This window comes from Acidovorax sp. Leaf191 (genome assembly GCF_001424425.1).
Lineage (GTDB): Bacteria > Pseudomonadota > Gammaproteobacteria > Burkholderiales > Burkholderiaceae_C > Acidovorax.
In genome coordinates this window covers 1-25828 of sequence record NZ_LMPT01000011.1, presented here as the reverse complement: position 1 = coordinate 25828, position 25828 = coordinate 1, and the positions used below count along the sequence as shown (strand labels likewise).

The window sequence follows — 25828 nt, the reverse complement described above, 5'->3', positions numbered from 1 at the left end:
CAGCCTGTTTCGGCGCAGGCTCATGTCCGCACAGCGGACATGAAGCGGCCGCAGGCCGCGCGCCGAAGCCACAGCAGGATGCACGTGCAAAAGGCACTCATGGAGTACCTTTTGCTCGGCCGCGTGGCCTGATCCACCGCTCCACCATGTCCTGGCGCCGCCAGCCCGTCCACAGCGCCGAACTGCAGGCGCACTGGAACGCGCTGGGCCAGGCGCTGGGCCGCGACACCCCCGCCTGGCGCGCCGAGGGCCGCCGCCTCATCCTGAGCTGGGCCCACTGGCCCCGCGCGTACCACGACACCACGCACCTGTGGGCCTGCCTGCGGCACCTGCACGCCGTGCAGGACCCGCAGCCCGGTGCCCTGCAAGACCCCCATGCCGTGGCCCTGGCGCTGTGGTACCACGACGCGGTCTACTGGCCGTGGAGCCGCCACAACGAGCAGCGCAGCGCTGACTGGGCCGTGCGCTTCCTGCGCAGCCAGGGACTGCCCGAAACCATGGTTCTCAGCGTGCACCAGCACATCCTCGACACCCGCCACAACCCGGGCACCCTGGCCGGTGATGCGAAATGGGTTGTCGATATCGACCTGTCCATCCTCGGCCAGAGCGAGGCGGTCTACCGCCAGTTCGAGCGCAACGTGCGGCGTGAATACTTCTTTGTCCGCTGGCCGCGTTACGTGGCGGGCCGCAGCGCGGTGCTGCAGGGGTTTGTGGAGCGGCCGCGGATATATGGCTCGGAGTGGTTCCACGAGCGTTATGAGGCACAGGCGCGCGCAAACCTCCAGAACGCCTTGCAAGCCCTTTCCTCAGGCCGCTTGTACGGCTGAGCAGGTAACAGGGCCACCCCGCGCAGGGCTCAGTCCAACCGCAGGCTCATCAGCGCAGCGTCGAAGTACGCCCCGTCAAGACACACGGCCTCCGGCTCCACACCGTATGTCGAGAAACCCAGCGACCGGTACAGCTGGGCCGCCGCATCGTTGGGCAAATACATCATGAGATTGATCCGCCGCGCACCTTGAGCATGTGCGTGCTCAATGGCCCGCACAACCAGCCTGCGCGCAAAACCTCGGCGTCTGAACCGTGGGGAAACAAAAGTGCCCCACAACAATACCTTGTGGCGAGACGATGCGAATTTGCTCTGCCATGCCACGGCTGCCGTCCCCGCCAACACACCATCGCAAAAGACTCCGAATACGGCATTCGGCGCCGGATACGCCAGTTGCTCCCTGAAGCCGTCCAGAGAGCGGCTCAGTTCTTCCTCCAACGTGAGACCCATGGGTATCGGGTTGTCCGCTGTCAGTTCGCGGCGCAGCGACGAAAACACCTCCGCATTGGCGGCAGACAGCTGCCGCAGTTCGATCAAAGCGTTGGGAGCATCCATGATTTCCAGGCGATGGGTAGACAGGTGGGATTGAACCGCTCAGCGCAGCCAGGGGCAAGACAAGGCGGCAGCCACCGTCAGAACTGCGTGCCCACCGTCAGGTACACACGCGGTGTCAGCCGCATGCTGCTGGTGCTCAGTAGCGGCACCGGGCCCGATGCATCTACACGGTCGCGGCGAAAGCGTGCGTCCCCCACGTTGTAGATACCGAGCCGCCAGTAACCCAGGCCCCGCACCAACTGCCCCACGTACACATCCAGCATCGCATGGGCACGGCTGCGCCCCGTCAACACCGGGTCGACATTCTGGTCTGCAGGCCCGGTCATCGACAGCGTGGCGCCGCCGTACCAACCGCCGCCGCGCGGCATAGGGCGGGCTGCAGTCAACGTGACGATGTAGCGGGCTTGCCCGGGAATGCGCTGGCCCTCGTTGCGCCCACTGGTCATGCGCGACTGCAGCAGGCTGGCGTTGGCAGACAGCGTCCAGTCGCTGGCCAGCCCCAGCCAACCCAGGCCGGTGCGGGCGTCCGTCTCCAGGCCCCAGACCATGGCGTCGCCCACGTTGCTGCGCTGCTCGACCCAGCGTGCGCCCTGTAGCTGGAGCGTGGGCGCGAGCGCATCGCTCACCCTGCGCACGAAAACGTTCAAGCCCATGTGGCCCGCCGCCAGCCGGCGCTCGAAGCCTGTGTCCAGCGTCCACGTCACTTCAGGGCGAAGGTTCGGGTTGCCCATGGTGTCGGGGTTGCTCAGGCTGTTGCTGCCCTGGCTGGGAATGGTCCGGTCCACCAGGTCCCACACGCGCGGCAGCTGCGTTACGCGGGCCAGGTTGAAGCGCCATTGCAGATCGTCGGACAGCGGTGTGCGCGTGTGCAGCGAGGGCTGCAAAATGTTCCATTGCCTCTGGCCCGCCACCAGCGAGCTGCCACCATGGAGCGTGACCTGCTCGCCCCGCAACCCGAGGGTGAGCGTGGTGTTGGCGGGCAGCTCCCATTCGTTTTGCCCCCACAGTACGGCGCGGCGGATTCCAGACTCCAACGCAGTGTTCGACGGCAACTCGCCACTCGCTGTCGTGCGGACGTGCAACTGACGGTCTTCCAGCTGCGCACCCACGCTCCAGAGCAAAGCGCTGGTGGTGCCGGTGAGCTTGGTACTCAGGCTCACCAGGTCCTCCCGCCGGTCATCCAGAAAGCTGTAGCTGTCGGTCACTGCAGCGGCCCCCGCCATTCCCGCAGCGCGGACCAGCGTTCCATCGCGGTCCACGGTGTCACTTGCCCGGCTTGTGGCGAGTGTGGTTTCGAGCTTGCTGGCGGCAAAGCGGTGCGTCCAGTCGGCCGCGGCCTGCAGGTAGCGGCGCTCGTAACGGTGCGCTTCCTGTGAACTCAGCGCATAGGTTCCATCACCGCTACCCACGCTGACAGACTCGCCGGCAAACTCGCCCCGGCTGAACGTTGCGCGCAGCGTGAGCTGGTCTTGCGCCGACAGCCGACCGCTGACGCGCGGGACCAACGCATAGTCGGTGCGCCGGTAGCGAGCGCTGGTGTCCGACTGGGCGACTTCCACACCCGCACGCTGCGTGCTGCGGTGGGTGTCCGAGCCCAGCAGCAGCCCTGTGGCCGACGCGGCCACGAAGTACGACCACGGCGGGCTGGGCGCTGCATCACTCTCATCGCCAGCCCGTGTCGGCGTGGCGCCGATAGGACCCGTGCGCGAGAAGAAGGCCTGGCCCGCATCGCGCCCCCACACATGGTTGTCCGTCAGGCGCAGCACTGTCTCGCGCTTGACCGTGGCCTGGCGCAGCACGATGTTGATGGTGCCGCCCGTGGCCCCTGAGAACTCCGCCGTCGGCGCGCGCACCACCTCGATGCGCTCGATCAGCTCTGGCGGCAGTTGGTCGATGGGCAACTGCGATCGCTTGCTGCCTACGCGCTGTCCATCCACCAGCAACTGGGTCGCGCCACGGTCCATGCCGCGCATGCGAATCTCCACACTGCCGTCCCCTGACGGCGTCACCTGCACGCCGGGCAACTGACGCAGCACATCGGCCACCGAGAAAGCGCCCATCTGCTCGATGTCGTTGCGGTCCACCACCACCAGCGAGCCCGCAGCAAAGAAGCGCTGCTCGAGCGAGCGGCGCGCCGTCACCGTCACGCCCTCCAGTTGCGGGGGTGCACCCGCACCCTCGGCCTGACCCTGGGCCCACGCAGCATGGCCCGCCAGACAAGTCATCCACATCGCGGCATGGCGCTTGATTTTTCTCATACCTACCCTCCTCCGGTCATTGTCCAGCGCGTGTCTTAAGCGCAGCCAAAGACGGCGCGCCAACATGCTGTTGCCCCGTCCAACCGTGGTGCAAACCGCCACAATCCCCCCATGCACATCCTGCTCATCGAAGACGACCTGGACCTGGGCCGGGCCCTGCAGTCGGCACTGAAGGTCGAGGGACTGACCAGCGAGTGGCTGCGCCGCGCGGTGGACGCGCCCGCCACAGTGGATGCCACCACCGTGGACTGCGTGCTGCTGGACCTGACGCTGCCCGACGGCAGCGGGTTCGACCTGCTGGCACGCTGGCGGGCGCAGGGGGAGCAGGTGCCCGTTATCGTGATCACCGCGCGCTCGGCGGTGGAGGACCGGCTGGCGGGGCTGGACGGCGGCGCGGACGACTTCGTGATCAAGCCCTTTGCCACGGCCGAGCTGATGTCGCGCATCCGCGCGGTACTGCGCCGCAGCGCGCGGCAGGCCAGCGAGCGCTGGGTGCTGGGCGAGCTGGTGATCGAGCCCCGGCGCCACCAGGTGCGGCGTGGCAGCGAGGCGCTGGACTTGTCGCCGCGCGAGTTTCAGCTGCTGCTGGAGCTGGCACGCGAGCCCGGCGCCGTGGTGCCCAAGGGCGTGATCGCGCAGCGGCTGGACCCGCTGGGCGAGCCGGTGGACTTTGGCGCCATCGAAGTGCATGTGTCCAACCTGCGCCGCAAGATCGGGCCGGAGCTGATCCGCACGGTGCGTGGCGTGGGTTACCTGCTTCAAGCATGAGCGCACGCACGACATTGCGCGCCAGATGGCAGCGGCTGGCCGAGCCCACCCTGGTGCGCCGCAGCGTGGTATCGGTGCTGCTGGCGTTTGTGCTGGTCTGGGGGGTGTTGCTGTGCTACATCTTCATGACCTACAAACACACCATCACCAACGACCCGGGCCTGCAAAAGTACGGAGACGCCCTGCTGGTGTCTCTGCAGGACGTGACCGACCCCGCACACGCTGCAGCGGCCATCGACTCCACCGAAACGTGGACCTACATACGACGCCGCCAGATTGGCATTTTTCCTGGCAAGACACTGCACGCACTCAGTGATGCAGACGGCAATCCGGTGTTTGCCTCGCATGAGTTGAAGACCCTGAATCTCCCCCCCAGGCACCCGGAGGCGGTGGGCGTGATTACCGAAGCCATCGCAGAGGGCACCGTGTACCGCATCTACACAGGCCACAACGCCCGGTGGGCCTTGCAGGTGTTCGAGCCCAAGCGCACGGATGCAGCCTTTCTGGCTTACAACGGCCGCTTCATCCTGCCCTATCTGCTGCTGGCCATGCCCTTCGTGCTGGTGCCCGTGTGGCTGTCGGTGCGCAACGGCCTCAAGCCGCTGCAGCAGTTGGCCAGCCGCATCGCCCGGCGCAACAACGACGACCTGCAGCCTGTGGGCTTCGACGCCCGCCACCGCGAGCTCAAGCCACTGGAGCAGTCCCTGGACACCCTGCTGGCCCGCATGCGCCAGAAAGTCGAGCGCGAACGCGCCTTCGTGCAGGACGCCGCCCACGAGATCCGCACGCCCCTGGCCGTCATCACCGCCCAAGCCCATGTCATGGCACGTTCGCAAAGCGAAGCCGAGCGCACGCAGGCCCAGGCGCACCTGGAGCAGGCCATCGCCCGCACCTCGCACCTGGCGCAGCAACTGCTGGACCTGGCTGCGCTCGATGAAGCTCAGCGCCCAGCCCCGCGCGACCTGGACGTGGCGCAGTGGCTGCGCGCCGCGCTGGCGCAGGCCGCGCCGCGGGCCATGGCCCGGCAGATCGAACTGTCGCTGGACGCGCCCGACAGCCTGACTGCGCGGCTGGACCTGCCCGCGCTGGAATCGGTGGTGCACAACCTGCTGGACAACGCGGTGCGCTACTCGCTCGCAGGCGGCACGGTGGCTGTCGGCCTGCGGGTGGGCGACGGTGGCACAACGCTGCAATTGGCGGTGCAGGACGACGGGCCGGGCATTCCAGTGGCCGAGCAGGGCAAGGTGTTCGAACGCTTCTACCGCGGCCCGGGCCATGCGGCCGGCAGCGGTAGCCACAACGATGGGGACCATGCCACCAACGGCTCCGGCCTGGGCCTTGCCATCGTGCGCCAAGCCGCGCTGCGCATGGGCGGGCAAGTGCGGCTGGGCCAGGGACTGGATGGAAGGGGCGTGGGCTTCTTCGTGGAGATACCGCTGGCGGCGCGCCGGGGCTGATGCGGCGCTGATCCGAGCGGGCCATGGCCGTCGTGACAACCGCTGGCCATCGGCCTGATGAGCTTCAGCCTCAGCGAACTCGCGGCCTGATGAACTGCAGCCTCAGCGACCTCACCATCCGTTCGGGCTGAGCCTGTCGAAGCCAGGGCATGCCCCCAGCGTGCAAGGCTTCGACGGGCTCAGCCCGAACGGATTGGGGGTATGTGACGCATGTGGCCATCCAAACCATCCAAGCCTATTAGATGCTCCAGCGCCCTCTACCGCTTGATGGACAAGCGCAAGCAGCTACAAATAATATAGCAACCCATATCAATGCCGCGAGCGTGGCATGGCCACTGTTTTCTCGGCAGCCTCGCCCGGCGACGATGCTGCAGGACCGCAGCCACCGCCACCGCTACTGCAGCTGCTGCACCCCCCACCGCCGTCCCCGCTGCCGCAGCCCGGTGCCTGCACCAGCGCCGGATGCACCCGGCCCAGGCGTTGCCGCCAGCCCTGGGGCATGTAGCGCCACGCCACGTAGAGCATGGCAACGGCCACGATCACGCCGACGATGATGTCCTGCGCCATGGTTGTCTACCCTCCACCCATCGCCAGTGCGATGCGGTACGTCACGAAGCTGGCCAGGTAGGCCAGCGCAAACAGGTACGCCGTCATGATCAACGGGTACCGCCAGCTGTTGGTCTCGCGCTTGACGGTGGCGATGGTCGACAGGCACTGCGGCGCGAAGATGAACCACACCAGCAGCGACAGCGCCGTGGCCAGTGACCATTGGGCGGCGATCAGCGGGCCCAACTGCGCGGCGGTCTCCTCGCCCGTGGCCGACAGCGCATACACGGTGCCCAAGGCCCCCACGGCCACCTCGCGCGCGGCCATGCCGGGCACCAGGGCGATGGAGATCTGCCAGTTGAAGCCGATGGGCGCGAACACCACCGCCAGCAGGCTGCCGATTTTGCCCGCCAGGCTGTATTCGATGGCGGGCCCGGTGGCGCCCACCGGTGGCGCCGGGAACGACGACAAGAACCACAGCAGCACGGTGAGCGCCAGGATGATGCCGCCCACGCGGCGCAGGAAGATCTTGGCGCGCTCCCACAGGCCGATGGCCAGGCTGCGCACGCTGGGCCAGCGGTAGGTGGGCAGCTCCATCAGCAGCGGCGCGGCACCGGTGTTGGTGCGCGCCAGCCGGGCCACGGCGGCCACCGCCATGGCGCTGACGATGCCGGCCACGTACAGCGCGAACAGCACCAAGCCCTGCAGGTTGAACACACCGGCCACCGTGCGCTCCGGGATGAAGGCCGCGATGAGCAGCGCATACACCGGCAAACGTGCCGAGCACGTCATGAGCGGCGCGATCATGATCGTCACCAGCCGGTCGCGCCAGCTCGGGATGGATCGCGTGGCCATGATGCCCGGGATGGCACATGCAAAGCTCGACAGCAGCGGGATGAACGAGCGGCCCGACAGGCCCACCACGCCCATCACCCGGTCCAGCAAAAACGCCGCGCGCGGCAGGTAGCCCGAGTCTTCCAGCACCAGGATGAAGAAGAACAGGATCAGGATCTGCGGCAGGAACACCACCACCCCGCCCGCGCCGGCGATGATGCCGTCGGTGAGCAGGCTGCGCAGCGTGCCCTCGCCCATGTTCGCGTTGACCCACGCGCCCGCGGCCTCCGTGGCGGCCTTGATCCAGTCCATGGGCGCAGCGGCCCAGCTGAACACCGCCTGGAACATCAGGAACAGCGTCACGGCCAGCAGCACCATGCCCCACACCGGGTGCAGCACCACCGCGTCGATGCGGTCGTCGCGGTGCAGGCTGACCTGCGGCGCGCGCACTGCCAGGTCGATGATGCGGCGCACCTGCTGGTGCAGCTGCATCACCTGCTGCTGCGCGCTGCCTTCGGGCATCGCCAGCGGCACCTGCGCGGCAGCCAGCGCCGCAGGCTGCACCGTGTCCAGCCACTGCACCAGTTCTTGCGCACCGCCGCCCCGCACGCCCACGGTGGCCAGCACCGGCATGCCCAGCTCACGCGCCAGCGCCTCGCGGTCGATCACGATGCCCTGGCGCTCGGCCACGTCGCTCATGTTCAGTACCAGCACCATGGGCAGCCCCAGGGCGCGGGCCTCCAGCACCAGGCGCAGGTTCAGCCGCAGGTGGGTGGCATCGGTCACGCAGACCAGCACCTCGGGCGCGGGCTCGCCCGCCCGCTGCCCGGTGACGATGTCGCGCGTGACGGCTTCGTCCATGCTTTGCGCATGCAGGCTGTAGGCGCCCGGCAGGTCCAGCACGCGCACGCGCCGGCCGCTGGCGGTCTGCAGCGAGCCTTCCTTGCGCTCGACCGTCACGCCCGCATAGTTGGCCACCTTCTGGCGGGCACCCGTCAGCAGGTTGAAGAGCGCGGTCTTGCCGCAGTTGGGGTTGCCCAGCAGGGCGATGCGCAGCGGGGCAGTTGTCGATGGCGGGGTTGTGCTGGTGGCAGCGGACGTGCTTCGCGCATTCATGGCTGCACCTCGACCTGCACCTGCACCATCGACGCCTCGCTACGGCGCAACGCAAACGTGGCCTGCCCCACCCGCACCGCAATCGGGTCCACCCCGAACCCACCGCGCGCGACCACACGCACCGCCTCGCCGGGGAGAAAGCCGATCTCCATCAGACGCAGCACCGTGCCTTCTTCCTGCTCGCCGCTGGCGCTATGCAGGCCCGTCACCAGCGCAGGGGTGTGCAGGGGCAGCCGGTCAAGGGCTATGGATGGCGCGGGGCCAGTGGAAGCATGCTGCGGCACAGCAGAGCTGTCGTGCGGGGTGGTCATCGGAGTCTGCTTTTTAAATGTTATTGATTCTCATTTTACTGACACTGGGTTTGGGGGTTTGGTTCCGTGGGGGAGGGGTGATTGATGCAGCGCAAATGCGCCCGTAGCGAATTGCTCGCCGCGCGCTTTGGCACTGATTGGTGCCGCCTTTGGCGCGGATTCAGCCAAAGAAAGGCTGCTCAAAGAGGCTTTGGACCCAAAGTGGCTGACGTTCTATTCGCGCGTCAGCCTCGCCACGAGTTTTCACTCGTGAAACCTAGGCAGCCAACGCAGTGATGCTGACTTGGCCGGAACGAGTTCTGTCTTCGTAGGAATACATGAACTACCTTCTAGTAGTCCAAGTTTTCGTCCGCACCCCCTACCGGTCAGAAGCCGACATCAGCACAACATGAAAACTTGGCAAGTTCTTCTCATTGGCGAGGGGTTCAGCGTCGATGGCGTGGTGCGTAGTTGCGAGATTTCAGGATTCGTAAATGCTGAAAGCGTGGCCGCTGCAGTGAGTTCCCTCACCCCCATCGCAGTCGGTGAGATTGAACTGCATTGGACCGGAAAAATGTGAACGTCCGGTTCGGGCAAAGTCGGAAGACGGCAGTGGGCCCATAGCCGCCGTCAGAACTGGTTCCATTTCAAGGTCGATGAGGCCCATGCTGCTTGTTCCGCGTGAGCTAATGCATCGCGCAGTGTGGGGAACACTGCAGACGGATACTTCCAAAAGTCACGCGGCGTTGTAGGTGAGGCCCACTGGACGTCAAATCCCGGAACCGTTTGATCCTCCTGTATCTCCGGTGGGTCTTCCCAGTCGCCCGATCCGTAGCGAATCGAGCAGCTAACAATACGGACGCCTGTTGGTACTGTGCCGTCGTACAGCCACGTTCCTTCTTTCACGACAGTGAAATCGCTCATCGAATGTCCGCCTTTGGCCGAAAGCCAACATCGTACCAAGCGATCCAAGCCTGAAATACAGCAGTCCGTTCTGATCGATCGCTCTGTGCACAAGCTAAAACAGCATGGTCAGAATCACCGGCTGCAGCCGATTCAAGCACTTTCTGCCGAAGGCAAGCTTGGGACAACTCTCACAGTCCGTCGACACCTGCCTGAGCTTGTTGCACCTGCCGTCGCGAATAAACTCCTCGGCAAATTTACTCAAAAAGGCAGGGGGATCACATGGAGCTGAACTATCCAGCTGGGCCAAAGACATATCCAGAGGAACTGGTCAAGGCAACACCGGCTTACAGGCGCCATGCCTGGATTGCGTTGGCGGCCCTTCTGGGGTTCGTCGGTTTTTACCTCTCGCTGTCGGGTTGGTTTGTCTGGAAGTCTTATGCGCTGATCCGTGCCAGCACCCGAACGCCGCATGACGGCCTATGGCTTTTATTGGGTGGAGTGGCGGCGGGTTTCATCGCGCTTTTCATGCTGAAGGCCATTTGGTTCGTCAAGCGCAACAGCATCGCGGATCTCACCGAAATCAAGGAAGAGGATCAACCAAAACTCTTCGCCTTCCTGTACCGTCTGGCCGACGATGCCCGGGCGCCGCGGCCCCGCAAGGTCTTCTTGTCTGCGCGGGTCAACGCGGCAGTGTTTTATGACCTGTCGCTGTTGAACCTTATCTTCCCGTCCCGCAAGAACCTGGAGATCGGCCTGCCGCTCGTCAACGTGCTGAATGCCTCCGAGTTCAAGGCCGTGCTGGCCCACGAGTTCGGGCACTTTGCGCAAAGGTCCATGGCGGTGGGGCGCTGGGTTTACATCGCCCAGCAGATTGCCGGGCATGTGGTGGCCAAGCGCGACCGCCTGGATGGCTTTCTGCAAGGCCTGTCTCGCTTTGACATCCGCATCGCCTGGATAGGCTGGATCCTGTCGCTGGTGGTGTGGGCGATCCGCTCGGTGGTCGACACTTTTTTCAAGGTGGTTCTCGCCGCAGAGCGGGCACTGTCCCGCGAAATGGAGTTCCAGGCAGACCGTGTGTCGGTCAGCCTCACAGGCAGTGATGCACTGATCAACGCCCTCTACCGCTGCCAGGCCGCAGACACGGCCTGGGACAGAACACTGGCGTTCGCGAACGCAGAAGTGCGGGCGGGGCGTGTGACGGCGGATCTGTTCGAAATCCAGTCCCTCATCATCGCCAGGCTGCGCAACATCCTTGACGACCCCACGTTTGGTGAGCCTACCAAGCCACTGGGCGACCCTGCCGCCCACCGGATTTTCGAGCAGCACGCGGTGCAGATTTCGCGCATGTGGGCAAGTCACCCGCTCAACCATGAGCGTGAAGCCAATGCCAAGCAAATCTACCTGCCGGTGCCTTTGGATGAGGGCTCGGCCTGGGGGCTGTTCAAAAACACCGATGCACTGAAGCGCAAGATGTGCGCGGACATGGTGAAGGACATCGATCCCCCCTTGCCTACGGCAACCCGTGAAGAATCGCTGGCGGCATTGGGCATTGAATATGGCCGCGAATCGTACAAGCGCGGCTACAGAGGCTGCTATTTGTCTCGCTCCATCACCCGCTGTACGGCGGAATTGGACGGGCTGTACCGGGAGGGCCCCGACTCGGTGGAAGGCCTGTACCCCGATTCGCTGCAACAGGATTTGCGGCAGCTGGAAATCTTGTCGAATGAGAAAGCACAGCTCACCGCCATTCAGGACGGCGCAGCCAAAAGTGCGGACGGCGTGATTCGCTTCCGGGGCAAGGGCATCAAGCTCAAGGAATTGGGTGCGACCCTGCGGGCGATCGATGAGGAGATGGAGGCATTGACAGGGCGGGTCGTGGAGCACGACCGCCTGTGCCGTACGGCAGCTTTGGCCAAAGCGCGCAAGGCGGGTCGCGGCTGGGAAGCCTACTGGCGGGGCTTGCTGTCGCTGGTGCACTACACGGAACACTTGCAGGCCAACATTGCCGATGCACACGGTGCGTTGGCCAATCAGGTGGCGATGGTGACGGCCAAGCGCAAAGTCAGTGATGCAGAGCGCAACCGCGTAGTGAGCCACGCACTTGAGTTGTATCTCTTGCTGCAAGAGGTCGACAACGCCCGCAACTCGGTCGTCGTGGATGAGGAGACGCTGCGCCAGGTCGGAGCCGCGAGCTGGAGCGCCATGCTGGAAGAGTTCACCCTGGGCGCGCCCGGCTTGAGCAACATCGGAGACTGGCTGAACGTGATCGACGGCTGGGTGCGAGCTTTCAGTGGGTCGCTGGGGCGGTTGCGCCGCGCAGCGCTGGACCAGATGCTCAATGCGGAAAGGCGATTGCAGACAACAGTCGGACAAGGCGCCGACATGGGCGAAGCGCCCCCAGCGCCTGCAGTCCCGCGTCAATACAGCACTTTTGTGACGGGGCAGGAACGACCCTTGCAAAAGCGGCTGGATTGGTGGTCGCGCTTTCAGGTGGCCGACGGCTGGGTGCCTGGGTCGGCACGCCTGCTGGTGGCGGGCGGCATCATCGGTAGCCTCATGGGCACGAGTGCCAGTGTAGGAACGGCAACCGTCTGGGTGCACAACGGCCTGGATCGCCCGGTGATATCGCAGGTAGGAGCCCACAAACTGTCACTGCCCCCCGGCGCCACCCAACATCTGAATGTGGACGTCGACAAATCTCTGCGATTGAGTTCACGTACCGTGGAGGGCCAGGAGATCGAGTCCTTTGAAGAAACCCCGGACGTTATCAGCGGTCAATACGTTTACAACATCGCCCTCGCAAGCCCCCTGATGGAGTGGAGCGTCGGCTACGGGAGCTACACCGGCTCCGCGGCCCACGAAGTCCCGCACGAGCGTTGGCTTCCAACCTCTGTTCAGATAGTGCTTGAAGAGCCCCCGAAGAGCATTCAAACCAAGGGAAGTGGCGGTACCCGGACGGTGCTGAGCGCGCCGCCCGCGAACTCGTGGCGCTCCAACCTGGGTGTGGTGGAAAAAGAAGACACCCGCAAAGCCGTGATCCTGGCACACGCTCGGTGGGACTCTCCCGAGTCGGCCAGCCTGATGGACTGGTTGACGCAAGCGTCTGTGCTGCCTGAGTACCCAGAAGTTTTGAGCACGCGCCTGGCCCACAACGCTCTCGATGTCGTGGCCTTGCGCGCGCAGCAAGACAGCTCTGCTGATCGCGCGGCCACCTGCGAGCGGCAAAGAGCGCTGTCCGCTCAACATGCAGCGAACCCAAGCATGCAATACGTAGCGGTGCGATGCATGGACCACGGCCCTTCGCGCGAGGCTGCATTTGTCGCGGGATACCAAAAACATCCTGGAAACCCATGGTTTGCTTTGGCTGCCGGGTACGATTTTTCATCGGCAGGCAATTGGCCAGAGGCATCGAAAGCCTATGGTGTGGCAAGCCAGAACCCCGCCTTGGCGGAGTTCGCCTCCCTCGACCTCGCCCGCATCAGGCGGCTGATGAACGGAGTCAACGCCAATGTGCAGGACCTGTTGCCGAAGTCGGAAGCTTTGCGGAATAACCGCAGTCTGGAAACCGGAGAAGGCTTGTTGGACAATGATCCTGCAAAGATTTACTTTGAACTCCATCAAGGCAGGATCGACGCGGCAGCCAGGCGGTGGAAAGCCAACTCCGGCAGCGAGCGCACGCTGAGGTTGATTGCAGCGTCCGACGGTGCACCTGCGGATCTGGTGGAACGCAGCTTGAGCCTGGACGCCCAACGAGGAATCGATGGGGACGCATATTGGAGTGCGCTGGGCTTGGCCCTGAAACACCGGCGCAATATGGAACCTTTTGTGGCCAAGCTGCATGAGGACAAGAGCGAGGAGTCCCTGGCGCTGCGCCGCTTTGTCGACATCATGCAGACAACGCGGGATGTCGTTCAAGCAGAAAAGGTACTGCAGAACGAACCGCTGCAGCGACGTGCTCAGGCGTATGTCGTGGGGCTGATTGTGCTGGGGCGGCAGGCGCCGCCCGCGTGGCGCGACTTCGCCAAGAAGGCGTTGCTGGTGTCTGAGCGGCCGTACCTCGGATAACCCCGAGAACAGGCGCGCCAGCCTGGCTGGCCAGTTCACCGCGCAGCTCTGCGCAATCGATCTGCATGGCTTCGCTGAACGATCAAGCCGCGGCAGTGCCCTGGTCGCCACGCATTGCGCTGCGGGTCGGCTCTGCACAGGGGCGGCACCCTGCCCGATGGGCTGGCGGTGGAAGTGACCGACACCGCCAGCCCCATGCGCGGCCCGACCACGTGCCGGCGAGTTGCGCAGCGCTCACCGGCAAGATGGGAGAAAAAGCCGCGTGAGACACCTGCGAGCGCCGCCTGTCGCCCAGCAGCGATTTTCAGGCCGATGATCACGCCTGCCACCGACCGCGCATGCGGCATGGGTTGCAGCCGCTGACAGACGGCCTCTTCTTCTGATCTGCAGCCTCGCAGATCGTTGAAGCCTCAACAAAAACCGCCGCCGTGTTGGAAATAACCGACACCACGGGTTTTCCGGGACATGCAAACTTTGTCCCATGCCAACCAGCCCCTCTTCCCCCACCGCCCGCAGGCTCTGGGACATTTCGCCGCCCGTGCATGCGGGCAGCCCCGTGTTCCCGGGCGACACGGCGTACAGCCAGCAGTGGTGCGCCACCATCGGGCCCGGCTGCCCGGTCAACGTGAGCGCCATCACGCTGTCGCCCCATGTGGGCGCGCATGCCGATGCGCCGCTGCACTACGACGAGCACGGCGCCAGCATCGGTGACATATCGCTCGACGCCTTTCTGGGCCCCTGCCGCGTGATCCACGCGATCGCGCGCGGGCCGCTCATTACCTGGGAGCACATCGCCCACGCGGTAGACGCCACGCTGCCGCAGCGCGTGCTGGTGCGCACCTACCAGCACATGCCCCAGGACCGTTGGGACGGCGCCCTGGCGGCCTATGCCCCCGACACCATCGAGCGCCTGGCGGACCTCGGCGTGCTGCTGGTGGGCATCGACACCGCCAGCATCGACCCGGCCGACAGCAAGACGCTCGACAGCCACCAGGTCATCCGCCGCCGCGGTCTGCGCGTGCTGGAGAACCTGGTGCTCGACGACGTGCCCGAAGGCGACTACGAGCTGATCGCCCTGCCGCTCAGGCTCACCACCGCCGACGCATCGCCGGTGCGTGCCGTGCTGCGCGCGCTGGCCTGATCACTCATTTTTTAAAGCTGTTAGGCCGCTACCGCTTGCTGATAAAGCGCCAGCAGCTATCAAAACAGAAGCAAACAACCACCTTTCTGCCATGACCATCACCGCACAAGACTGCCGCGCACTCGACGCACAAGACCCCATCGCCCCGCTGCGCGAGCACTTCGCGCTGCCCCCGGGCGTGATCTACCTGGACGGCAACTCGCTGGGCGTGGCGCCCAAGGCTGCCGCGGCGCGCGTGGCCGATGTGGTGACGCGCGAGTGGGCCACGGACCTCATCAAATCCTGGAACACCGCGAGCTGGTTCGACCTGCCCCAGCGCCTGGGCAACCAGCTGGCCCCGCTGATCGGCGCCGGCCCGAACGAAGTGGTCTGCACCGACAGCACTTCGATCAACCTCTACAAGGTGCTGAGCGCGGCGCTGAACATCGCCCGCGAGGACAACCCCGCGCGCAAGCGCATCGTCAGCGAGCGCAGCAACTTCCCCACCGACCTGTACATCGCCGAAGGCCTGTGCAAGGAGTGCGGGCTGGAGCTGGTGCTGGTGGAGCCCGAAGACATCGCCGCCGCGCTGACCCCCGACGTGGCCGTGCTGATGCTCACCCATGTGAACTACCGCACCGGCGCCATGCACGACATGGCCACCATCACGGCCGCCGCGCATGCCCAGGGCATCCTGTGCGTGTGGGACCTGGCGCACAGCGCGGGTGCGGTGCCCGTCGACCTGAACGGCGCGGGTGCAGATTTTTCCGTCGGCTGTGGCTACAAGTACCTCAACGGCGGCCCCGGCGCGCCGGCGTTTGTGTGGGTACACCCGCGCCACGCCGACCGCTTCTGGCAGCCGCTGTCGGGCTGGTGGGGCCACGCGGCGCCGTTCCAGTTCACCCCTGACTACCAGCCTGCACCCGGCATCACGCGCTACCTGTGCGGCACGCAGCCCATCATCAGCCTGTCGGCCCTGCAGTGCGGGCTGGACGTGTTCACCGCCGCGCAGGCACTGGGCGGCATGGCCGCGCTGCGCACCAAGTCGCTCGCGCTCACCGACCTGTTCATCCGCCTGGTGGAGGAGCGCTGCGCAGGCCACGGCCTGGGCCTGGCCACGCCGCGCGACCACGCACAGCGCGGCTCGCAGGTCTGCCTGACGCGCGACGAAGGCGCGGGCGTCAACGGCCAGGGCAGTGGCGCCTACGCCATCGTGCAGGCGCTGATCGCCCGCGGCGTGATCGGCGACTTCCGCAAAGGGGACGGCGGCACGGGCCCGCACAAGGACATCCTGCGCTTTGGCTTCACGCCGCTGTACCTGGGGTTTGAAGACGTGTGGAATGCGGTGGAGCACCTGCGCCAGGTGCTGGAGAGTGGCGATTGGCAGAAGCCCGAGTTCAACCAGACGCACGCGGTGACCTGAGGCCTGTCGGCATCCCAAAACACCTCAACCGTTCACACCGGGCTTGTCGATGTGCCGCGCAAGGCGTCGACAGGCTCCGCCCGAACGGGCTTGAATGATCGACCGCGAATACGCACGACGCCACGCGAACGCAGGAGACCCACCATGTGCCCTTTTTCCCAGACCACCGTCCCCGCCAGCGACACGCCGGCCGCCCTGCCCGAGTCCATCGTGCATGAAGAACGCGCCCAGCTCGACTTCAGCCAGTCGATGAGCTATGGCGACTACCTGCAGCTCGACGCCATCCTCACCGCGCAAAAGCCGCTGTCGCCTGCGCACGACGAGATGCTGTTCATCGTGCAGCACCAGACCAGCGAGCTGTGGATGAAGCTCATGCTGCACGAGCTGCGCGCGGCCATTGCGCACATCGCCAACGACGAGCTGCAGATGGCCTTCAAGATGCTGGCGCGTGTCTCCAAGATCATGGAGCAGCTGGTGCACGCCTGGGACGTGCTGGCCACCATGACGCCGCCCGAGTACACCGCCATGCGCCCGTACCTGGGCCAGTCCAGCGGGTTCCAGAGTTATCAGTACCGCAGCATCGAGTTCGCCCTGGGCAACAAGAACCGCGCCATGCTCAAGCCCCACGAGCACCGCGCCGACCTGCTGGCCCAGGTGCAGGCCGCGTACGAGGCGCCGTCGCTGTACGACGAAGCCCTGCGCCTGCTGGCGCGCCGCGGCATCCCCGTGCCCGCCAGCCACCTGGAGCGCGACTGGACGCAGCCCTACGCAGAAAGCGACGGCGTGGAGCAGGCCTGGCTGGTGGTGTACCGCAACCCCAAGGAGCACTGGGACCTGTACCAGCTGGGCGAGGAGCTCACCGACCTGGAAGACGCATTCCGCCTGTGGCGCTTTCGGCACGTGACCACGGTGGAGCGCGTGATCGGCTTCAAGCGCGGCACGGGCGGCACCGGCGGCGTGAGCTACCTGCGCAAGATGCTGGACGTGGTGCTGTTCCCTGAGATCTGGAAGCTGCGCACGGACCTGTGACGTGGCCCACGCGAACAAGGAGGCTGCTCACTGCACGGTGAACAGGCCATCCAATGGCCGCTACTGCGCTACTGCGCTACTGCTGTCTGCACGATCAGAGCCCGCACACACTGCGGATGAGAGCGCCGCACGGCACTCTCCAGGTGCTCAGGCTCAGGCAGGGATGACCGCAGGGCGCGGGGCCCATCACGGACTCCGCAGCCATTTCACCGCCGCACAGGCGATGAAAGAAAAACGCAATCAGCGCACGCTGCCTTGCGTGCCGCCCGCCACCATCATGGGGCGGTTGCTGCGGCACCAGATCGGTGCCAGGTGACCGATCTGGATCGTCAGCTCGTTGCCTTTGCCCAGCACGGTGGTCGGGCCGTTGCTGTAGGCGTAGCCGGTTTCAGCCGCCTGCTTGGGCAGGTCCACCGTCCAGCCGCTGCGCAGCAGCACGCCCATGTCCTGGTCGGGGAAGAACTGCATTTCCACCTTCTCGCCGTTGCCGCATGCAAACTGCATGCTGCCACGGTCCGTGGGCTCGGAGAAAGCCTGCAGCGCAGGCGGTTGGCTGGCGCAACCCGTCAGCATGAGAGTTATCAGCGCACCCGAACCCAGCACAACCATCTTCTTCATCGGTCACTCCTGACGTCGCGGTGCACCTTGGCGGCACACCCGACAACAACCATCCAACATCCACACCTTGGGGCCTGCGGACTCGCGGCCCCGGCTACCACCAAGCACAAACCTTGCCACTGCTGCCTGCCGGTACCCCGTGTGGGCGGTACCAAGCCGGATGGGGCCTCCCAGCCTGCTGGCACGAGGCCGAAGCCACGGGATTCCAGATCCTTCGGAGCCCCGCAGAGGCATGTCCACAAGAGTGCCCCAGGGCTTTCGGCCCGTCATTGGGGTGATCCCCACATCGAGAGGCTCCTCTAAAGTCTGCCCCGCGCCTGTGGCGTGCCCGTGACGGCACCAAAAGACCCCAGGCAAGCCCTCATTGAGACCACCGACGATCCCAATGGGCTTTTGAATTGCTGGATTGCATGCAACTGTTGAAAAGAAAGCAGCCCCGCAGCGGTGCAGGTAGCACCCCATGCAGGGGATCAGGACATACCCTAGGCGGGGCGGATCGGGCGCTGCCACGGCCACCTGCCACAGCCATCTGCCACACCGGGCCGCACACCAGCTGCGCACAGCCGCGCGCCTCGGCGCCTTGGCTGCGCGTCCGCACCGGCGACAGCGGGCATGCCGATCAGCAGGTACGCTCGCCGGACCCAGCGGGCCGGATATGACTGCCGAGCGCCGCCTCTTTCTGGAGACCACCCCTTGCCTGCGCCCCCATCCCCCTCAGCGTCGCCCCCGCCCCCTGCCCTGCTGCCCGCCCGCACCGCCTGGGCCATGCTGCTGGCGCTGGTGTCCGGCTTTGCGCTGAGCCAGGCGTTTCGCACCATCACGGCCATCATGGCCACCGGGCTGCGGGCGGAGTTCGGCCTGTCGGCCCAGGCGCTGGGGGTGTTTGCCGGTGCCTTTGCGTTCGCCTTCGGCACCATGCAGCTGTTCATGGGCGTGGGGATCGATCTGTATGGCGTGCGGCGCACGCTGCTGGTGGCGTTTCCGCTGGCCATCGCCGGGTCTCTGCTGTCGGCCCTGGCGCCCGGCTACGGCGTGGTGCTGCTGGGCCAGGTGCTGATCGGCGTGGGCTGCGCGCCGGCCTTCCTGGTCTGCACGGTGTTCATTGCACGCTACTTTGCGGCCAGCCGGTTTGCGATGGTGTCGGGCGTGGCCATGGGCGTGGGCGGGCTTGGGATGCTGTTCACGGGCACGCCGCTGGCGTGGCTGGTGCAGCAGTCGTCCTGGCGCATGGGGTTTGCCGTGCTGGCGGTGTTGGCGGCGCTGGCCTGGCTGCTCATCTTCTGGAAGGTGCACGAGCCTGCAGCGGCCGGCCACGGCACCCAGCCGCGTGAATCGGTGGGTGCCGCGGTGCGCGGTTTCGGCGCGCTGTTCCTGCTGCCGCACACGGCCGGCATCATGCTGCTGGCGCTGATGACGTACGCGTCGTTCCTGACCTTGCGCGGGCTGTGGCTCGGGCCGCTGCTGATCGAGCGGCACGGCTACTCGCTGGTGGCCAGCGGCAACGTGGCCATGCTGTCGTCGCTGGTGTCGCTGTTCACGCCCGCACTGTTCGGGCGGCTCGACCCCGGGCCGGGGCGGCGGCGGCGCTGGATCACGGGCTTCTCGTTGCTGCTGACCGCGCTGTTCACCGCCGTGGGCCTGCTGCATGCGCAATGGCTGGACGTGGCGGGCTCCATCGCCGTGGGGCTGCTGTCGGGCTACATGGTGCTGCAGTACGCCGACGTGCGCTCGGCCTACCCCGCGGCCATGACCGGGCGTGCCATGGCGGTCTTTACCATGGCGCTGTTCCTGGGCGTGGCGCTGATGCAGTGGGCCACGGGCCTGGCAGCATCGCTGGCTGCCGCGCGGGGCGCGGACCCGTACGTGGCGGTGATGCTCACCATCGCCGGCATGCTGGCAGCCGGGGTGCTGGCCTTCAGGCTGCTGCCTGCGCCTCGGCACGGCCCTGCGCGCTGACGCCAGCGGCCCGCGGAGGGCACTGGGCGGGGCCTGTGCCCTGCACCCGCCACCACTGCAACACCCCGAACAGCAGCTCGAATGCGGTGAAGCCCAGCACGATGGCATTGGCCCCGTGGGCCACGGCATAGATCTGCCACGCAGAGAACAGCATGCGCGCCAGTCCATCGAGCCGCCCGAGCCGCCGCGACGGCGCTGCGATGCGGGCGATGGACCACACCACCACCACCGACCCGAGCAGGTTGGCAAACAGCATGTGCGTGGTGTCGAGCGGGTGCAGCGTGCCTGGCAGGGCCAGCGCCTGGGCCAGTGCGGTGAGCTGCGCGTACAGCCACGCAAAAGTCCAGGGCAGTGCGAACGGCCAGGTGACGAGCAGGTCGTACCAGCCGCTGGCGCGCACGATGCGCAGGTAGCGCGGTTCGGAAAATGCAGGAATGGTGGCCATGGCAACGCGGTCATCGAAGTGAAGGAAGCGCCGAGCTTCAGGCCTGAAGTACGCTTCAGGGTCAAGCACTTTCTGCGACGCGTGCTGCTCTTTCTTTGTTTCTCTTCTACACGCCTTCATCCCGGCAGCGGGCACTCCCATGAACCTTCTCCAACTGACCGACCTGCAACCTGACGACATCCGCCGCATCTGGGCGCTCGCGGGCGAGGCGCCGGGCCCCGCACTGACACCCGCACTTGGCGGCACCGTGGCGTGGTCGTTCGAGGGCAACGGCATCCGCACGCGCACGACCTTCATCGAGGCATTCCGGCAGCTGGGCCTGGGGTTCACCGAGCTGCCGAATCTGCTCAAGACCGGCGAGCGGCCCGAGGACCTGGCCGGGTACCTGGACCCGTTCTATGCGCTGTACGTGGTGCGCGAGTCCGACCACCCGCGGCTGTCGGCGTTTGCGGCGGCGTCGCGCCGGCCGGTGATCAACGCGATGTCGGCCCAGGGCCACCCGTGCGAGGTGCTCACCGATGCGTACTACGTGGACACCCGGATCAAGCCGCTGCAGGACGCGCGCGTGTGCCTGTGGGGGCCCAGCACCAACGTGTTCCGCTCGTGGCACGAACTGGCACAGGTGCTGGGGTTCGCGCTGGTGCAGGTGTGCGACCGGCGCTTTCACGAGGTGCTGCCGCAGGTTGAATTCGTGGAACCGTCCGCGCTGCCGCAGGCGGTGGACGTGGTGATCACCGACAGCTGGCCGGCCAGTGCCGAAGCCGACGCCACCACGCAAACCGACCTGACGCCGCTGTCCGAGGACCACCTGGCCGCGATGGGCTCCCCCGCCCTGCTGCCCACGCCACCCTTCACCCTGGGCCGCGAGCTGACGGTGGACCCTGCGGCCTACCCCGGCTTTGTGGGCTACGCGCAAAAGGAGCTGCTGCTGCCCGTGCAGATCGCCATCGTGCGCTGGGTGCTGGCGGCCGCCGCCGAGGCCGATGCCAAACGGGTGGCCCACCAGGGCGACGGCCATGCTGATCGGTGAGCTCGCCACCGCGTCGGGCCTGAGCCGCGAGGCGCTGCGCTTTTACGAGCAGCAGGGCCTGATCCGCGCGCGGCGCCTGGCCAACGGCTACCGCGACTACCCGCCCGAGGCGGTGATGCTGGTGCAGTACGTCCGCACCGCGCAGCAGCTGGGCTTCACCCTGGCGGAGATCGGCGACCGCCTGCCGGCCATCTGGGACGCGCCGGACCCGGCACCCGCCCTGGCCGAGGTGCTGGCCAGCAAACTCGGAGAGATCGACGCACGCATCGCTGCACTGCAGAGCCTGCGGCAGACCCTGGCCGAGCGCGTGGCCACCGACTGCCCGCTGCGCGCCGCCGAGCCGCGCTGAAGGCGCACCCGGCCCGCCACACCCGGACCCACACCGCTGCTTTCGAACAGAAACAGCCTCTACCGCGCTATGGGAAAGCGCCACCAGCTATCAAATAAATAGCATCACAGAGAACTGGCGATCGACCCGTCGCCCCGGTACAGCCACGGCACATCGAGCACCCGCTCGCCCAGCAGGCGCAGCGACAGATCGCGCCCCCAGCGCACGGGCCCCGTGGCGTGGAAGATGCGGCCATTGCGGGTGGAGCGCGCCTGCACGCGCGCGTTGCGCTGCCAGCGGTTGAGGGCGTAGCGGGTCAGGCGCAGGGGCACTTCCAGGTCGTGCATGGCCAGGGCGCGCTGCAGCTCCGCGGCGTCTTCGATGGCCATGCCCGCGCCCTGGGCCAGGTAAGGGCGCATGGGGTGGGCCGCGTCGCCCAGCAGGCCCACCAGGCCGCGCGCCATCTCGCCCGCGCTGCGCACCGGCGGGCGGTCGCACAGCGGCCACAGGCGCCAGCCGGCGGCCCCTGGCGCGGCCACGCTGCGCACCACGTCCTGCAGCGCGGTGCAGGTGCCCTTCAGGGCGTGCTCCAGGCCCGCGGCGTTGGCGGCGTGGTCCCAGTTCTCCAGGTCGTGCGGCACCGGCCCCTGCACGATGACGACGATGTTCTGCAGCTCGCCCCGGCGCACGGGGTACTGCACCGCGTGCAGGCGCGGGCCCAGCCAGGCGGTGACCTGGGCGGTGCGCAGCGCCTGGGGCAGCGCGTGCTGCGGCACCAGGGCGCGGTAGGCCAGGTGGCCGGTCACGCGCGGCGGCACGGGGCCCAGCAGTTGCGTGCGGGTGCGGCTCCACAGGCCGTCGGCGCCGATGAGCGCATCGCCCTCCACCTCCTTGCCGCGGCTGGTGCGCACGGTGACGGCGGTCCCGTCGTCGGCAAAGCTGTCGATGGCGTGGGCCAGGTGCAGCTGGGTGTCGGTGTATTTTTCGACGGCGGCCAGCAGCAGGCCGTGCAGGTCGGCGCGGTGGATGGTGGCGTAGGCCGCGCCGTAGCGCTGCACCGCCGTCGGGCCCAGCGGCAGCTCGGCCAGGCCGCGGCCGCTGACGGCGCTGCGCACCTGCAGGCGGCTGGGAAACGCCGCCACGGCCTGCAGCGGCTGCTGCAGGCCCCAGGCCTGCAGGCGGCGCACCACGTTGGGCCCGATCTGCACGCCCGCGCCGACCTCGCTGAACGCGGCCGCACGCTCGTACAGCCGCACCTCCCAGCCCGCGCGCGATGCGGCCAGCGCAGCCGCCAGCCCGCCGATGCCGCCGCCGGCCACCAGGACCTGCTTTTTCATCGCCCCCCCACCGCAGGCTGAAGCGCAGCCCCCACACGGGACTGCGACCACACGGGACGGAAAGCGCGCATGCAATGTGTCATGCGCCGATTGTGCCGCGCGCCCGGGCGCCGCTTTTTGTCATGGCGCAGGGCTGCCTGCCAAAACCTGCGGGTGAGATGCGGCCGTGCGCGGCCTCACAGCGCAGGCCGCAGCGCCCGCTCCAGCACCTCGGCCGGCATGGGGCGGCCGAACAGAAAGCCCTGGAAGGCCTGGCAGCCGTGGCGCTGCAGAAACTCCAGCTGGCCCGTGGTCTCCACGCCTTCGGCCACCACCGTGAGGTCCATGCTGTGCGCCAGGGCCAGGATGGTGCGCACGATGGCCGCGTCGTTGGGGTCGGTCTGCAGGTCGCGCACGAAGCCCTGGTCGATCTTGATCTGATCGAGCGGCAGGCGCTTGAGGTAGGACAGCGACGAATATCCCGTGCCGAAGTCGTCCAGCGAGAAGCCCACGCCGTAGCGGCGCAGGTACTCCATGCGCGAGATCACGTCCTCCACGTCGGTCAGCAGCAGGCTCTCGGTGAGCTCGAGCTTCAGGCGCTCGGGGTTGGCACCGCTCTTGTGCAGGATGCCCAGCATCTGCTCGACGAAGTCGGGCTGGCGGAACTGCCGCACGCTCACGTTCACCGACAGGAAGAACTGCCGCGTGAGCGAGTGCCGCGACCAGGCCACGAGCTGCGCGCAGGCGGCTTCGAGCACCCACTGCCCGATGGGCAGGATGAGCCCCGTCTGCTCGGCCAGCGGGATGAACTCGGCCGGCGACACGAGCCCGCGGCGCGGGTGCTTCCAGCGCACCAGCGCCTCGGCGCCCATCAGCCGGCCCTTGCCGTCCACCACGGGCTGGTAGTACAGCACCAGTTCGCGCTCCTGCAGGCCGCGGCGCAGGTCGGCCTCCAGCGCGGAGCGGTTGCTCACGGCGGCCTGCATGTCGGGGTCGAAGAAGCGCTGGGTGTTGCGCCCCGCGGCCTTGGCCTGGTACATGGCCAGGTCGGCGTGCTTGAGCAGCTCGTCCACGCTGCCGGTCTGCAGGCCGAACAGCGCGATGCCGATGCTGGGCGTGCTGTGGTGGCTGGTCTCGCCCAGCGCGTAGGGCGTGCCCAGCGTGGCGGCGATGTGGCTGGCCACCAGCGCGGCCTCGGCGCTGGCGTGGGGGCCGTCGGCGCTCAGTCCCTCCAGCAGCACCACGAATTCATCGCCGCCAAAACGCGAGACCGTGTCGGCATCGCGCACGCAGGTGGTCAGGCGCTGGGCCACCTGCAGCAGCAGCTGGTCGCCGGTGTCGTGGCCCAGGGTGTCGTTCAGGTCCTTGAAGTTGTCGAGGTCGATGAACAGCAGCGCGCCCTGCGCACCCGAGCGGCCCACGGCCGCCATGGCGCGTTGCAGGCGGTCCACCAGCATGCGGCGGTTGGGCAGGCCGGTGAGCACGTCGTAGAAGGCCAGGCGCTCGATCTGGCTCGCCACCGCCTTGCGCTCGGTGATGTCGCGGCCCACGCCGCGGTAGCCGCGCAGCGTGCCCTGCGCATCGATCACGGGCACGCCGCTGACCGAGATCCAGTGCATGGTGCCGTCGGGCCGGTGGCGGTGCAGTTCCAGGTCGCGAAACGGCTGGCGCGCCTGCAGCACCGCGCGGTGCGCGGCCCAGTCGGCATCGGTCATGTTGAGCGCACCCAGCTCCCAGCGGGTGTGGCCCAGCACGTCTGCCAGCGGCAGGCCGTTGACGCTCAGGTCGCCCGCCAGCTGCACGAAGCGGCCTTCGGCGTCGTGCTCCCAGTACCAGTCGGAAGACAGGTCGCTGAGCGAGCGAAAGCGCATCTCGCTCTCGCGCAGCTCGTTCTCCACCCGCACGTAGTCGCTCACGTCGGTGAAGGTGCGCACCAGGCTGCCGTCGGGCAAGGTGGTGGTGCGCACCTCCAGCGTGTGGCCTTCGCGCGTGCTGCGCCAGTACAGCTCGGGCGCGGGGGCCACGGCGCCGCGCGCCACGTACTCGTGCCCGCGCCGGTCCACCAGGCTGTAGCCCTCGCCAAAATCGCCGCGCTCGGCCTGCACGCGGGTCAGCTCGGCCATCGTAGGTCGCGCCGCCATCAGGGATTCGGGCAGGTTCAGCAGTTCCAGCACGCGCTGGTTGTAGACGGTGATGCGCCCGTCGGGCCCGGTCTTGAAGATGCCCTGGCTCATGCTGCCCAGCGTGGCCTGCAGGGCAGAGCGCTGCTCCTGCAGCAGCGCGAGCGCGTCCTGCCAGATGCGTGCGTCCACCATGCGCACGGACTGCTGGCCCTGCACGCTGGCGGTCTTCATGAGCGCGGCCAGCCGGTGCAGCAGCTCGCCCAGGTGGGCCGTGCCGTCGGCATCGCGCAGCACGTAGTCCCCCAGGCCACAGCGAAAGGCGCGCGCGGCCAGGGCCTCCTGCTGGACGTCGATGCACATCAGCACGGGCCGGCCCGCACACAGTTCGAGCACGTCGGGCAGCTCCTGCACCGAAGGCTTGAGGCACAGCACCACCGCGTCCCACGCCTGCGATGCGAGCGGGGCCATGGCGGCCTCTGGCCCCGGGCTGTTGACCACGCGCCAGTCGGGGTGGTTGACGGCGATGAGCCGCCGCGCGAGCGCCGCGTGCTGCGTGTCGCTGTCCACCCACAGGACGCCCGGCCCGCTCATGCGGCAGGGCCCTTGGGCAAAGAGGCGGCAGCGGGCGCGGGCTGCGGATGCTGTGGCGCTGGCGATGCTGCCTGCGTGCCCGCAGCCGCGCCCAGGTCGTGCTCGCGGGCGAAGACATCCACCGGCACCGGCCGCCCGAACAAATACCCCTGGAACCCCTCGCACCCGTGCAGCCGCAGGAAGCCCAGCTGCCCCGTCGTCTCCACCCCCTCGGCCACCACCTCCAGG

23 protein-coding genes are annotated in these 25828 nt (G+C 67.2%); 12 read left to right on the top strand and 11 right to left on the bottom strand.

Annotated features, from left to right (window positions below):
- The first annotated feature begins 146 nt into the window (after window positions 1-146).
- Window positions 147-827 carry an HD domain-containing protein gene (locus tag ASG27_RS08530; protein ID WP_056416916.1) on the top strand — a complete coding sequence of 227 codons (681 nt, stop codon included), beginning with the start codon at window positions 147-149 and terminating at the stop codon, window positions 825-827.
- 29 nt (window positions 828-856) lie between these two features.
- Here the strand turns inward: ASG27_RS08530 and ASG27_RS08525 are convergent, their stop codons facing one another.
- On the bottom strand, window positions 857-1381 hold the full coding sequence (locus ASG27_RS08525; protein WP_082485944.1) for a GNAT family N-acetyltransferase: 525 nt from the start codon (window positions 1379-1381) through the stop codon (window positions 857-859).
- A gap of 77 nt (window positions 1382-1458) precedes the next feature.
- The gene (locus ASG27_RS08520; RefSeq protein WP_162240441.1) at window positions 1459-3639 is read right to left on the bottom strand and encodes a TonB-dependent receptor plug domain-containing protein; all 2181 of its coding nucleotides are present in this window, start codon (window positions 3637-3639) and stop codon (window positions 1459-1461) included.
- A gap of 111 nt (window positions 3640-3750) precedes the next feature.
- On the opposite strand from ASG27_RS08520, the gene ASG27_RS08515 reads away from it, so the two are divergent.
- Window positions 3751-4407, top strand: coding sequence for a response regulator (locus ASG27_RS08515; RefSeq protein ID WP_056167888.1), 657 nt, complete (start codon window positions 3751-3753; stop codon window positions 4405-4407).
- Window positions 4404-5864, top strand: coding sequence for a sensor histidine kinase (locus ASG27_RS08510; protein ID WP_056416909.1), 1461 nt, complete (start codon window positions 4404-4406; stop codon window positions 5862-5864). The genes ASG27_RS08515 and ASG27_RS08510 overlap by 4 nt, the downstream gene beginning before the upstream one ends.
- A gap of 309 nt (window positions 5865-6173) precedes the next feature.
- Here the strand turns inward: ASG27_RS08510 and ASG27_RS08505 are convergent, their stop codons facing one another.
- The 3 genes from ASG27_RS08505 to ASG27_RS08495 are packed head-to-tail and all read right to left on the bottom strand — an operon-like array spanning window position 6174 to window position 8671.
- Window positions 6174-6431, bottom strand: coding sequence for a hypothetical protein (locus tag ASG27_RS08505; protein ID WP_056416908.1), 258 nt, complete (start codon window positions 6429-6431; stop codon window positions 6174-6176).
- A gap of 6 nt (window positions 6432-6437) precedes the next feature.
- The gene (feoB, locus tag ASG27_RS08500; protein ID WP_056416905.1) at window positions 6438-8360 is read right to left on the bottom strand and encodes a ferrous iron transporter B; all 1923 of its coding nucleotides are present in this window, start codon (window positions 8358-8360) and stop codon (window positions 6438-6440) included.
- Entirely contained in the window at window positions 8357-8671 is a 315-nt protein-coding gene (locus tag ASG27_RS08495) for a FeoA family protein (RefSeq protein ID WP_056416902.1), read from the bottom strand. The genes feoB and ASG27_RS08495 overlap by 4 nt, the downstream gene beginning before the upstream one ends.
- Window positions 8672-9059: 388 nt before the next feature.
- Between ASG27_RS08495 and ASG27_RS26610 the strand changes: the two genes are divergently transcribed.
- Window positions 9060-9230, top strand: coding sequence for a hypothetical protein (locus tag ASG27_RS26610; protein ID WP_156370671.1), 171 nt, complete (start codon window positions 9060-9062; stop codon window positions 9228-9230).
- Between the two features lie 50 nt (window positions 9231-9280).
- Here ASG27_RS26610 and ASG27_RS26605 read toward each other — a convergent pair whose 3' ends face one another.
- Window positions 9281-9574 carry a hypothetical protein gene (locus ASG27_RS26605; RefSeq protein WP_156370669.1) on the bottom strand — a complete coding sequence of 98 codons (294 nt, stop codon included), beginning with the start codon at window positions 9572-9574 and terminating at the stop codon, window positions 9281-9283.
- On the opposite strand from ASG27_RS26605, the gene ASG27_RS26600 reads away from it, so the two are divergent.
- From ASG27_RS26600 to kynA, 5 genes are all read left to right on the top strand, one after another.
- Window positions 9561-9845: a hypothetical protein gene (locus tag ASG27_RS26600; protein WP_156370667.1), complete on the top strand. Its 285-nt coding sequence runs from the start codon at window positions 9561-9563 to the stop codon at window positions 9843-9845. The two genes, ASG27_RS26605 and ASG27_RS26600, sit on opposite strands and share 14 nt — an antisense overlap.
- A complete protein-coding gene (locus ASG27_RS08490) occupies window positions 9836-13621 on the top strand; it encodes a M48 family metallopeptidase (RefSeq protein ID WP_056416900.1) in 3786 nt (1261 codons plus the stop codon). The genes ASG27_RS26600 and ASG27_RS08490 overlap by 10 nt, the downstream gene beginning before the upstream one ends.
- A 481-nt stretch (window positions 13622-14102) precedes the next feature.
- Complete coding sequence (gene kynB, locus ASG27_RS08485) at window positions 14103-14762, top strand: arylformamidase (protein WP_056416896.1); 660 nt, start codon at window positions 14103-14105, stop codon at window positions 14760-14762.
- 91 nt (window positions 14763-14853) lie between these two features.
- The gene (gene kynU, locus ASG27_RS08480) at window positions 14854-16164 is read left to right on the top strand and encodes a kynureninase (RefSeq protein WP_056416894.1); all 1311 of its coding nucleotides are present in this window, start codon (window positions 14854-14856) and stop codon (window positions 16162-16164) included.
- A gap of 144 nt (window positions 16165-16308) precedes the next feature.
- A complete protein-coding gene (gene kynA, locus ASG27_RS08475) occupies window positions 16309-17193 on the top strand; it encodes a tryptophan 2,3-dioxygenase (protein WP_056416891.1) in 885 nt (294 codons plus the stop codon).
- A gap of 240 nt (window positions 17194-17433) precedes the next feature.
- Here the strand turns inward: kynA and ASG27_RS08470 are convergent, their stop codons facing one another.
- Window positions 17434-17811, bottom strand: a complete 378-nt coding sequence (locus ASG27_RS08470) for an MliC family protein (protein ID WP_056416888.1) — start codon at window positions 17809-17811, stop codon at window positions 17434-17436.
- A 693-nt stretch (window positions 17812-18504) separates the two neighbouring features.
- Between ASG27_RS08470 and ASG27_RS08465 the strand changes: the two genes are divergently transcribed.
- Window positions 18505-19767, top strand: coding sequence for an MFS transporter (locus tag ASG27_RS08465; protein WP_200912423.1), 1263 nt, complete (start codon window positions 18505-18507; stop codon window positions 19765-19767).
- Here ASG27_RS08465 and ASG27_RS08460 read toward each other — a convergent pair.
- Window positions 19727-20212, bottom strand: a complete 486-nt coding sequence (locus ASG27_RS08460) for a hypothetical protein (RefSeq protein WP_056416881.1) — start codon at window positions 20210-20212, stop codon at window positions 19727-19729. The genes ASG27_RS08465 and ASG27_RS08460 overlap by 41 nt on opposite strands.
- Window positions 20213-20351: 139 nt before the next feature.
- Between ASG27_RS08460 and ASG27_RS08455 the strand changes: the two genes are divergently transcribed.
- Together ASG27_RS08455 and ASG27_RS08450 are read left to right on the top strand one after the other, a co-directional pair.
- The gene (locus ASG27_RS08455) at window positions 20352-21242 is read left to right on the top strand and encodes an ornithine carbamoyltransferase (protein WP_056416878.1); all 891 of its coding nucleotides are present in this window, start codon (window positions 20352-20354) and stop codon (window positions 21240-21242) included.
- A complete protein-coding gene (locus ASG27_RS08450; protein ID WP_056416876.1) occupies window positions 21229-21591 on the top strand; it encodes a MerR family transcriptional regulator in 363 nt (120 codons plus the stop codon). The genes ASG27_RS08455 and ASG27_RS08450 overlap by 14 nt, the downstream gene beginning before the upstream one ends.
- A gap of 104 nt (window positions 21592-21695) precedes the next feature.
- Here ASG27_RS08450 and ASG27_RS08445 read toward each other — a convergent pair whose 3' ends face one another.
- The 3 genes from ASG27_RS08445 to ASG27_RS08435 form a co-directional block, all read right to left on the bottom strand.
- The gene (locus ASG27_RS08445) at window positions 21696-22907 is read right to left on the bottom strand and encodes an FAD-dependent monooxygenase (protein WP_056416873.1); all 1212 of its coding nucleotides are present in this window, start codon (window positions 22905-22907) and stop codon (window positions 21696-21698) included.
- Between the two features lie 176 nt (window positions 22908-23083).
- A complete protein-coding gene (locus tag ASG27_RS08440; protein WP_056416870.1) occupies window positions 23084-25600 on the bottom strand; it encodes a putative bifunctional diguanylate cyclase/phosphodiesterase in 2517 nt (838 codons plus the stop codon).
- Window positions 25597-25828: EAL domain-containing protein (locus ASG27_RS08435; protein ID WP_156370665.1), on the bottom strand; the 232-nt coding region annotated here is incomplete at its 5' end. The genes ASG27_RS08440 and ASG27_RS08435, both read right to left, overlap by 4 nt.